8 protein-coding genes are annotated in these 8,347 nt (G+C 62.2%); 7 read left to right on the forward strand and 1 reads right to left on the reverse strand.

The genetic code is table 11. From position 1 onward, the window contains the following. Positions 1-28 precede the first annotated feature (28 nt). The 6 genes from TU80_RS28865 to TU80_RS28890 all read left to right on the forward strand — a co-directional run bounded on the left by TU80_RS28865 (position 29) and on the right by TU80_RS28890 (position 6,509). Complete coding sequence (locus tag TU80_RS28865) at positions 29-859, forward strand: ABC transporter substrate-binding protein (RefSeq protein WP_057005960.1); 831 nt, start codon at positions 29-31, stop codon at positions 857-859. Positions 860-909: 50 nt separating this feature from the next. Next, a complete protein-coding gene (locus TU80_RS28870) occupies positions 910-1,641 on the forward strand; it encodes a class II aldolase and adducin N-terminal domain-containing protein (RefSeq protein ID WP_046382614.1) in 732 nt (243 codons plus the stop codon). Between the two features lie 9 nt (positions 1,642-1,650). Next, positions 1,651-2,328: a DUF1028 domain-containing protein gene (locus TU80_RS28875; RefSeq protein WP_057005961.1), complete on the forward strand. Its 678-nt coding sequence runs from the start codon at positions 1,651-1,653 to the stop codon at positions 2,326-2,328. After that, positions 2,325-3,476: an acetylornithine deacetylase gene (gene argE, locus TU80_RS28880; RefSeq protein ID WP_057005962.1), complete on the forward strand. Its 1,152-nt coding sequence runs from the start codon at positions 2,325-2,327 to the stop codon at positions 3,474-3,476. Before TU80_RS28875 ends, argE begins: the two co-directional genes overlap by 4 nt. Before the next feature lie 38 nt (positions 3,477-3,514). Next, entirely contained in the window at positions 3,515-4,210 is a 696-nt protein-coding gene (locus tag TU80_RS28885; RefSeq protein WP_057005963.1) for a tRNA (adenine(22)-N(1))-methyltransferase, read from the forward strand. 241 nt (positions 4,211-4,451) lie between these two features. Continuing rightward, positions 4,452-6,509 (forward strand): methyl-accepting chemotaxis protein, encoded by a 2,058-nt coding sequence (locus TU80_RS28890; RefSeq protein WP_046382617.1) that lies wholly within the window; start codon positions 4,452-4,454, stop codon positions 6,507-6,509. Between the two features lie 24 nt (positions 6,510-6,533). Here the strand turns inward: TU80_RS28890 and TU80_RS32255 are convergent, their stop codons facing one another. Continuing rightward, positions 6,534-6,680, reverse strand: coding sequence for a DUF2986 domain-containing protein (locus TU80_RS32255; protein WP_017849362.1), 147 nt, complete (start codon positions 6,678-6,680; stop codon positions 6,534-6,536). 134 nt (positions 6,681-6,814) lie between these two features. Between TU80_RS32255 and TU80_RS28895 the strand changes: the two genes are divergently transcribed. Beyond that, a complete protein-coding gene (locus tag TU80_RS28895; protein ID WP_057005964.1) occupies positions 6,815-7,996 on the forward strand; it encodes a PDDEXK-like family protein in 1,182 nt (393 codons plus the stop codon). Positions 7,997-8,347: the final 351 nt, after the last annotated feature.

An 8,347-nucleotide genomic window follows, 5' to 3' on the forward strand; every position in this document is an offset into this window, starting at 1 on the left:
CCTCCCAACCCCCTTGCAGGTATTGACCATGACAGCGTTTCGTAAAAGTGTTCGTCCCCTTGCCGTGTGCCTGCTGGGCGCAGCGGTTGCGATGACCTCGTTGGCGGCTTCGGCGTTCCAGCAGGACGGCAAGATCATCGCCGGTTCCGATGTGACGTTCTTCCCCTATGAGTACATGGATAACAACAAGCCAGCGGGCTTCGATATCGAGTTCATGGACGGCCTGGGCAAGGTCATGGGGCGCAAGGTCGAGACCCTCGACACGCGTTTCCCCAACCTGATCACCGGCCTGCAGGCCGGGCGTTTCGATGTGACCAACTCGTCGATGTACATCACCGCCGAGCGGGTCAAGGTCATCGACATGATCCCCTACCTGAAAAGCGGTGAGTCGATCCTGACCCTCAAGGATAGTGCTTTCCAACCCAAGACCCCGGAAGAATTCTGCGGCCACAAGATCGGTTCCATGGGCGCTACGTCCTGGCTCGCGCAGATGAACAAACTGTCGGCCGAGTACTGCGTGGCCAAGGGCTTGAAGCCGATCCAGATCAGCGAGTACAGCACCGACCCGCAAACCACCCAGGCGTTGCTGGCCCATGCGGTCGAAGCGCAGATCACCGACGCGGCCGTGGCCCGTGGCGTGATCGACAAGCTGGGCAGCCGCGTGGTGATTTCCTCCGACGCCTTGATCTACCCGGTGCTGAACGGCTTCGGCGTGAAGAAGGGCAATGACACGGTGAAAAAAGCCTTGCTCGACGGCCTGGAGAAGTACCGCGCCACGCCGGAATACGCGGCCTTGCTCAAGAAGTACAACTTCGAGGCCCCCACCGATGCCGACCTTGCGGCGCTGATGCCCAAGTAAGCCTATTGCGCGGCCGCCGTCTTGCGGTCGCGCCCTGCGGAGACCGATCCATGGCGTTATCCCTCGAAGAACAGACGCGCATCGACCTGGCAGCGACCTTTCGCATCGTCGCCCACCTGGGTATGCACGAAGCGGTGGCCAACCACTTCAGCGCTGCCGTGTCGGCCGATGGCAAACAGTTTTTGCTCAACCCGAGGTGGAAGCACTTCTCGCGCATTCGCGCCAGCGACCTGCTGCTATTGAACGCCGATGACCCCAGCTGTGCCGACCACCCGAACGTGGACGCCACCGCCTGGTCGATCCACGGGCAGATCCACCGACTGCTGCCGCACACCCGCGCCGTGCTGCACCTGCACCCGGTCTACACCACGGCGGTGGCGTGCCTGGCCAAGCCGCACATCCCGGCGATCGACCAGAACACCGCGCGCTATTTCAACCGCGTGGCGGTGGACGAGCTCTACGGCGGCATGGCCGATACCGAAGCCGAAGGCGCGCGCCTGGTCGGCCTGCTCGACGGCAAGAGCCGCCTATTGATGGGCAACCACGGCGTGATGGTGACCGCTTCGTCCATCGGTGAAGCGTTCGACGATATCTGGACCCTGGAGCGCGCCTGCCAGATCCTCGTCACGGCGTGGTCCACCGGGCAGCCGTTGCGGGTGTTGTCCGATGAAGTGGCGGAAAAAACCGCGCGGGGCTGGGAAGGCATTACCGATTTCTCGCGCCAGCATTTTGAAGAAATGAAGCAAATGATGATCGATGCCGATGCGTCGGTGCTCGACTGAGGAAGCGCTATGACCTTTTCCGTTGTTGCCCGCTGTGCCGAGACGGGCCAGTTGGGGATCGCCATCAGTTCGTCGAGCATCGCCGTGGGCGCGCGTTGCCCGTGGCTGCGCCCCGGTGTGGGCGCGGTGGCGTCGCAGAACATCACTTTGCCGAGCCTGGGTCCGCAGATTCTCGACCTGCTGGAGCAGGGCATGACGCCGAGTGAAGCCGTGGCGGCAGTGTTCGCCGGGCAGGACCACCGCGACTATCGGCAGGTGACGGTGATCGATCGGCTGGGCCGCACCGCGCACTTCAGCGGCGCGCAGACTCTCGGCCTGCATGCCGCGCAGAGCGGCGAGCAATGTGTTGCGGCCGGGAACATGCTGGCTAATCCCGGTGTGATCGCCGCGATGGTCGGCGCGTTCGAAAACGCCTCGGGGCATCTGGCTGACCGGCTGCTCGCCGCGATGCACGCAGGCCAGGCCCTCGGCGGCGAAGCGGGGCCGGTGCATTCGGCGGCCCTGATGGTGGTCGACGATCTGCTCTGGCCCATCGTCAATCTGCGCGTGGACTGGGCCGATGCCGAGCCGATCGGCGCCCTCGATCAGTTGTGGCAGGCCTATCGCGGGCAACTGCAAGACTACCTCGACCGCGCCCTCCACCCGCATATCGCGCCGGGCTATGCGGTGCCGGGAGATGACCGATGAGCCACAGCCGTGACCTGCTGGCGCAACTGGTGCGCTTTGACACCACCAGCCGCGAATCCAACCTCGCGTTGATCGACTTCGTGCGTACTTATTTGCAGGGCCACGGCGTCGCCTGTGAACTGGTGTTCAACGAACACAAGAACAAGGCCAACCTGCTGGCGACCATCGGCCCGGCGGATGTGCCCGGCATCGTGTTGTCCGGGCATACCGATGGGGTGCCGGTGGACGGCCAGCGCTGGAGCGTGGCGCCGTTCGACCTCACCGAACAAGACGGCAAGTTGTACGGGCGTGGCACCGCCGACATGAAGGGCTATATCGCCTGTGTGTTGGCCTGTGTGCCGGCGCTGGTGCGGGCGTCGTTGCGCATGCCGGTGCATATCGCGCTGTCCTATGACGAGGAGGTGGGGTGCCTGGGCGTGCGTTCATTGATCGAACGGTTTCGCGTGCAGCCGGTCAAGCCGCTGTTGTGCGTGATCGGCGAGCCCACCGAGCTCAAGCCGGTGCTGGGGCACAAAGGCAAATTGGCCATGCGTTGCGATGTGCATGGCGCGGCGTGTCATTCGGCCTATGCGCCGTCGGGCGTCAACGCCATCGAATACGCGGCCTGCTTGATCCGGGAGCTGGTGCGGCTCGGTGAAGAACTCAAGGCGCCGCAACACCTGAACGCGGCGTTCGATCCGCCGTTTTCCACAGTGCAAACCGGGGTGATGAGCGGCGGCAAGGCGCTGAATATCGTGCCGCAGCAGTGCAGCTTCGATTTCGAAGTGCGCTCGCTGCCGGCCCAGGATCCGTGGCAGGTGGCGCACCAGTTACGGTTGTATGCCGAGCACACCCTGCTGCCGGCGATGCAGGCGGTGAGTGCGCAGTGCGCGATCGGTTTCAGTGAGTTGTCCAGCTATCCGGGGTTGGCGACTTCGTCGCAAAGCCAGGCCGCTGAGTGGGTCGCGCAGTTTTGCGGTTCGCGGGACTTCGGTACCGTCGCCTTCGGCAGCGAAGGCGGGTTGTTCGATCAGGCAGGGATTCCCACCGTGGTGTGCGGGCCGGGCAGCATGGAGCAGGGGCACAAGGCGGATGAATTCATCAGCCTGCAACAACTGGATGCCTGTGATCGAATGCTGGAGCGGGTGGTGGAGTTTGTGCGTCAATAGCCCTCGCACTGACACTCGTGGTGAAGAAGGGGCCCCAGTTGAACGAACACACATTGTCCATGCGCCTGGAACGCGTGGCGGCGCATGTGCCGGCCGGGGCGCGGTTGGCGGATATCGGCTCCGACCATGGCTACCTGCCGGTGGCGTTGCTGCGCCGCGGCCTGATCGCGGCGGCGGTGGCGGGGGAGGTGGCCGCGACGCCATTCCAGGCCGCCGAACGCACCGTGCGTGAAAATGGCCTGGAGCGACATGTCAGCGTGCGCCTGGCCGATGGCCTGGCAGCCATCGAACCCGGCGACGCGATCAGTGCGATCAGCGTCTGCGGCATGGGCGGCGAGACCATCCGCGACATCCTCGACAGCGGCAAGGCCTGCCTCACCGGCCAGGAGCGCCTGATCCTGCAACCCAACGGCGGTGAACAACCGTTGCGCCAATGGCTGATGGACAACGGTTACCGCATCCTGGTCGAAGAGTTGTTGCGGGAAAACCGCTTCTACTACGAGATCATCGTCGCCGAGCGCGCCGAACCGCGGGTGTACAGTGCCGAGGAGTTGTACTTCGGCCCGCTGCACCTGCAGGCCCGCAGCCCGGACTTCCTGGCCAAGTGGCAACGCCTGCTGCGGCAAAAGCAGAAAACCCTGGCCGGTTTCGAACAGGCCCGCCAGACGTTACCGCCGGCCAAGGTGCAAGAGGTCGCCCGGCAAGTGCAGTGGATCACCGCGTTGCTGGCGTGACCGCAGCGGGTTGATCGAACCCACTCGCTACGCGGTCGTTCCCGACGCTGAGTGCTTTCGCCCCATCTTCGCGCACGGCACACGATTTTTCGGGTGTCGCACCGCCTGTTCAGGGGGGCGCTCTCTGCGGCCCGTATCTTGCTTGAGCCTTCCCAATCAATGACATGGCACTTTGCCGTTAGTCATTTCAAGGCGTCACCCATCGTTGCCGCGTGTGGGTGGTTTTAGGGAGTAGTCGGCCATGCACAGTCTTTTGTCACCCGGTATCCGCCTGCTCGGACGTTTCGGCTTCGCACGCAAATTCCAGATTCTGTTCATTCTGTTCATTCTGCCCTTGGCCGGGAGCCTCTGGATGATCGGGCTGGACTATCGCGACAAACTCGCGGTGATTTCCAGCGAAAAGTCCGGCGTTTCTCAACTGCTGACCCTGGACGCGCTAGATGGCCAATTAACGGCCCAACGCAACCTGGCGTCGCGCTGGAAAGCGCTGGACCTGCTGCGTGAACCGACTCCCGCAGCCAAGGCGGCGATGGACCAGGTGGATGCGAACAACCCGCTCATCCTGCAAAGCCTGCAAGCCCTGGGCGACGCGCTCAAGAAACAGGGCGCGAGCGGCGATACCCTGGCCCGCTTCGATGCGTTGCAGGCAGCGGTCAAGGGGATGGATGTGCAATCCCTGCGCACCGTCGGCTGGTGGCCAGACGGCTACGACCGCTTCACCTCGGCGCTGAGCGCCATGCAAACCCTGCGTGAACAGATCACCCTCGACGCCGGCCTGATCCTCGACCCCTGGCTGGAGACTTACCTGCTGATGCAGATTTCCAGCCAGCACACGCCGGACCTGATCGAGCGTATCGGGCGCATGGCCAGTATTGGTCAGTCGTCCATTGCCTCGGGCCAGTTCACCTTGCAAAGCCGCTTGCAGATGCGCGACCTGCGCGGCCGTATCGGCGATGCGCGGGACCAGTTGATCAAGGCTGCGGCATCGCTCAAGGCCAAGCCATACGCCGGCCTGGAACCCTGGACCGCGCAGTACGACAACAGCCTGCAACAACTGGACAGCGAGCTCAAAGTGCTCGACGACGGCGTGTTTGGCGGCACCATCAAGCTTGACCCTGCCAGTTTCGAGCGCAGTGTCGACACCATGCTCGGCAGCCTGGGCGCGTTGCGCAAGCAATCGCTCGGCTCGCTGGATGCGCGCCTGACCCATTACCACGACCGCTCCTTGCAGCAATTCATCCCCGTAGCGGCCATTTTCAGCCTGCTGGCCCTGGCGGCGCTGTACCTGTTCATGTGCCTGCAAGCGTCGATCCGCCGCAGTGCCAGCGGTATCACCACGCTGGCTGAGTCGTTGCGCGACGGCAACCTGTGTGTGGAAGTGGCGGTGGACGGTCGCGATGAGCTGGCGGCGATCAGCGCGGCGCTCAACGTGGCGGTGGTGCAACTGCGTACCAGCCTGCTGGGGGTCAATCACGAGACTCAGCAACTCGGGTCGGCGGTGCTTACGCTCAATTCGCAGTCGGGCAGTACCCTCAGCGACGTCGAAGACCAGCAACACCAGATCAGCCAGATCGCTGCGGCGGCGACGCAATTGGCCGCCACCTCCATGGGCGTCGCCAAAAGTTGTGAGCAAGCCTCCGGCAGCGCCCAACACACCCGCCGCATCGCTGAAGACAGCAGCCGCGACAGCCAGCGTACTACGGCGAGCATCCAGCAACTCAACCAGCGCCTGACCGACACCGCCAACGCCCTGGAGCAAGTGAGTCAACAGGGCCAGCAGATTCAGTCGGTGGTCGACACCATTCGAGGCATCGCCGAGCAAACCAACCTGTTGGCACTCAACGCCGCCATCGAAGCCGCGCGAGCTGGCGAACAGGGCAGGGGGTTTGCCGTGGTCGCCGATGAAGTGCGCAGCCTGTCGCAACGCACCCAGGCCTCCACCGCGCAAATCGCCGGCACCGTCGACAGCCTGCGCGCCACGGTCAGTCAGGCCGTCACACTGATGAGCGTCGCCTGTGCCCAGGCGCTGACCGACGCCGAATCCGTTACCGGGCTGGGCGCGCGGCTGGGCGAGATCGCCGGAGCCGTGCAGAACGTCACCGACACTCTGGCGCATATCGCGGCGGCGGTGGAAGAACAAGCGACGACGGCGGACGAGGTGAGCGGCAATATCCAGCAAGTGGATCAGGCGGCAGGGCGCTTGCTCGATGGCGCGCGGGCGGTGAATCAGGCAGCGGATACGTTGAGCAAGGGCAGTCGTGCGCTGAGTGACAACACCGCACGTTTCCGCCTGAGCTGAATAGGCCGCCGGGTGTAAGCCGGTCTAGTTTGTGTCCTGACTGGACTCTACCTCGAGTTTCAATCGGTCAGCCTTGCTGATGTACTTGTCCTTGGTTTTCGGCGCCAATTTGGCACTGGCCTTTTTCGCGTTGGCCTTTAATAGCTGATTGATCTTTTTACGACGGTTCATGTTGGTCTCACCCACCTGGTCAATTCTCGAATGATATCAGCTAAAAACAATGGGCCCGATTTTGACGGTGCGGTGTCATAAAATAGTGGCACAATGCCTCATTCTCAGGCATCGCAAGCACAAGGAGATGAGCCTTGCACCTATTGATCACTCGCGCCGCCTCACTCAGGGCCACGCTTCATCGCCCTGAACCCTTCAACCTGTTCACGCTGTTGCGCAGTGCTTCGGACGAGGTCCGCCTGCACTCTCGCTACCTGGCTTTTTTGCTCAACCCCAAGGGCGCCCACGCCGCGGGCGGGAAACTGCTGGAGCTGTGGCTCGCGGCGTTGAATATAGAAGGCTTCGATTGTCGCGCTGTCACGGTGGATGTCGAGTACCGCAATGTCGACATCCTGATCCGCAACGGCAAGCGCCAGGCGATCATCATTGAGAACAAGCTCAGCGCCGAGGACCAGGACGCCCAGTTGCACCGTTACCTGGAAGCGCTCCAGGGCGAGGGCTACCAGACGTTCCCGCCGTTGTACCTCACCCTGGACGGGCGCGATGCCGACACGCGCAGTTGCCTGGGCATCGACTACCAACGCATCAGCTACGCCGCCGACATCCTGCCTTGGCTTGCGCAATGCCAACCTTGGGTGATCCGCGAAGCGGGCGTGCGAGAAAGCCTGCTGCAGTACATCGACCTCATCGCAAAACTGACTTTCCAGAACCAAGGACACGCCTACATGGACGCGCTCAAGCAGACGTTACGCCAGGACAACAACCTGCTCGTGGTCAAGGACCTGCAGAGAGCCTTCACCGAGACGCTCAAAGACCTGCAACTGGAACTCTGGCAAGCCGTTGCCAAGTGCGTCGAAGATAAATACCCCACGCTGCCCAAGCCCTCTGAAGCGCCCACTGCGGCGGTTATCGACCGTTACTACAGCGCGGCCAGGGATAACCGTTATTACGGCCTTCACTACGAGCTGGGCTTTATGGCGGGCTCGGTCTACATCGAGCTCAATCATCGCTTCTATTGTGGCTATTGCTGCGATGCCGAATCCCATCCTCGCGATTTCGGGCAACTGGAAATGTTGACGCTGTTGTTGGAGAACGATGGCGTCAGCGAAAATGGCTTGCTCTGGCGCTTCACCACCGAACTCAATATGAAACACCCCAGCGACGAGCACCTGATGACACTGCTTGCATCGGGGACGCGAGCGCAAGCGGCAGAGCGCATGGCAGACGACCTTTATGACCTCTGGTACAAGGCGCATGAACTCTACGGCGCAGCAGCGTCGGGCGCGGGCCGCATGGCGGTCGATCAGCCAGGCTAGGCTTGGGGCCGCGCCGCTGGACAGCTACTTGCCCTACTCAGACTCCTGAGCCTGGGTAGGGAAAAGAATTTTCAGGCGGGGGTTGACCACGTAATTTAATCCTGTATTATTTGCCTCCCGCTAACGAGCAGTTCGCTGCTGGTCTGGCTTAAGTAATTGATTTTGTTGATAAAATTAAAAACTTTTAGGGTTGCTACTTCGAAGGGTGTGCTGTAGAGTGCGCTCCTCGGTTGAGACGAAAGATCTTAGCCAACCGCTCTTTAACAACTGAATCAAGCAATTCGTGTGGGTGCTTGTGGAGTCAGACTGATAGTCAACAAGATTATCAGCATCACAAGTTACTCCGCGAGA

The sequence above is a fragment of the Pseudomonas veronii genome, from assembly GCF_001439695.1.
Classification (GTDB): domain Bacteria; phylum Pseudomonadota; class Gammaproteobacteria; order Pseudomonadales; family Pseudomonadaceae; genus Aquipseudomonas; species Aquipseudomonas veronii.